At 67.6% G+C, this 2,136-nt stretch carries 1 protein-coding gene and 1 pseudogene; both read right to left on the reverse strand.

The features are described 5' to 3' along the window. Nucleotides 1-631 (reverse strand): annotated as a pseudogene (locus VD964_RS13870) (flagellar motor switch protein FliG); the annotation flags it as partial. Between the two features lie 88 nt (nucleotides 632-719). Continuing rightward, entirely contained in the window at nucleotides 720-2,099 is a 1,380-nt protein-coding gene (locus tag VD964_RS13875) for a leucyl aminopeptidase family protein (RefSeq protein ID WP_324869160.1), read from the reverse strand. Nucleotides 2,100-2,136: the final 37 nt, after the last annotated feature.

Below are 2,136 nucleotides of genomic sequence, written 5' to 3' on the forward strand. Positions count from 1 at the left end.
CGTTGAAGATCTCCGCCAGCATCTCGTGGCTGTCGCGGCGGCTGGTGCGGGCGAGGTTGGTCATGAACTCGGTGCGCAGCGTGCGCTCCACGTCGTCCAGAACCTCCTTCTGCACCGCCTCCATGCGCAGCATGCGCATGACGACTTCCATCGCGAAGCTTTCCGGAAGCTGGGTCAGCACCCGGCCGGCATGTTCGGGACGGATTTTGGACAGCACCACGGCGACGGTCTGCGGGTACTCGTTCTTCAGGTAGTTGGACAGGACCGACTCGTTGACGTTCGCCAGCTTGTCCCACATCGTTCGGCCGGCCGGACCACGGATTTCCTCCATGATCTGGTCGACCTTGTCCTTCGGCAAGGTCTTCAGCAGCAGGCGTTCCGTCGAATCGAAGGAGCCGACCAGCGAGCCGGTGGCCGACATCTGCTCGGCGAATTCGACGAACAGGCGCTCGATCAGGTTGGCCGACACCGTGCCCAGGTTGGCCATCACCTGGGACAGTTCCTTGATCTCCTCGTCATCCATCAACGAGAACAGTCTGGTGGCATGCTCCTCGCCCAGGGCCAGCATCATGATGGCGGCCTTTTCCGGGCCGGTGAGGGTCCGATAATCCTCGCGAACCTTCAACGCCATCTGTCCGCCTCCGCCTCTGCCGCCACCGCCCACCCCGCGTCGGGAGCGGGCGGTTCATTCTTACAGGTTAGATTCACGCTGTCGAAGGTCAGCCGAACCGCTTGGCGATCACCGCATAGGCGGCGCGCAGGCCAAGCGCCTCGCCGCCTTCGGGACGGCCAGGACGGGCCGAGCCATTCCAGGCATAGGTGTCCAGATGCGCCCAGGGCGTGCCCTTCGACACGAATTCCTGCAGGAACAGCCCGGCGGTGATGGCGCCGGCGAAGCCGTTGGTGGTGACGTTGTTGATGTCCGCCACCTTGCTGTCCAGCCCCTTGCGGTAGGGCGCCCACAGCGGCAACCGCCACATCGGGTCGTCCACCGCGGTCCCGGCCTCGGTCAGGTCATTCGCCAGCGCATCGTCGTTGCACATCAGCGCCGGCAGGTCGGGGCCGAGCGCCACGCGGGCGGCGCCGGTCAGGGTGGCGAAGTCGATCAGCAGCTCCGGCTTCTCCGCATCCGCCTCGGCCAGCGCATCGCACAGGATCAGGCGTCCTTCGGCGTCGGTGTTGCCGACCTCCACCGTCAGGCCCTTGCGGGTCTTCAGCACGTCCTGCGGCTTGAAGCTGTCGCCGGCCACGACATTCTCCACCGCCGGCACCAGCACGCGCAGCCGCACCGGCAGCCCGGCCATCATGATCATCCGGCCGAGCGCCAGGGCATGCGCCGCCCCGCCCATGTCCTTCTTCATGATGAGCATGGCCGAGGACGGCTTCAGGTCCAGTCCGCCGGTGTCGAAGCAGACGCCCTTGCCGACGATGGTGACCTTGGGGTGCTCCGGGTTGCCCCAGCGCAGATCGATCAGCCGCGGCGCCCGCGGGCTGGCGCGGCCGACGGCATGGATGGCGGGATAGTCGCGGTCGAGCAGATCCTGCCCGACGATCACCTCGACGGCCGCGTCGAACTCCGCCGCCAGATCCTGGGCCGCCTGGGCCAGTTCGGCCGGGCCCATGTCGCAGGCGGGGGTGTTCACCAGATCGCGCACGAGGTAGGTGGCGGTCGCCGCGCGTTCCACCTCGCCGCGGTCGGCCTCCGCCGGCCAGACCAGATTGGCGAAACCCTTCTCCGTCGGCTTCTTGTATCGAGTGAAACGATAGCTGCCGAGCGCCCAACCCAGCGCCGCCCGCGTCGCCGTCCGCGCATCCAGCGCCGCATCGATCTTATAGGAACCGGCCGGCAGCGAGGCGGGCAGGCCGGCGAAGGCCCACAGATCGTCGATGGCCGACACGCCGGCCAGCACATGGGCGACGGCGCCGTCAGGTCCCGGCAGGAAGACGGTCGATCCGGCCTCGCCGGTGAAGCCCACCGCCTTGACCCAGGAGGCTACGGCCGGCGACTGCCCGGCCAGCCAGTCGGCCAGCCCGGCCTTGGTCACGGGGGTGAGGGCGACGGTGTCCGGACCGTCAACGGCAAGCAGGGTGGCGAGCAAGACTGAGGATCCTTCTCACGAGATCACGTCACGCATC

This window comes from Azospirillum sp., from assembly GCF_035628975.1.
In the GTDB taxonomy this organism is placed as follows: domain Bacteria; phylum Pseudomonadota; class Alphaproteobacteria; order Azospirillales; family Azospirillaceae; genus Azospirillum.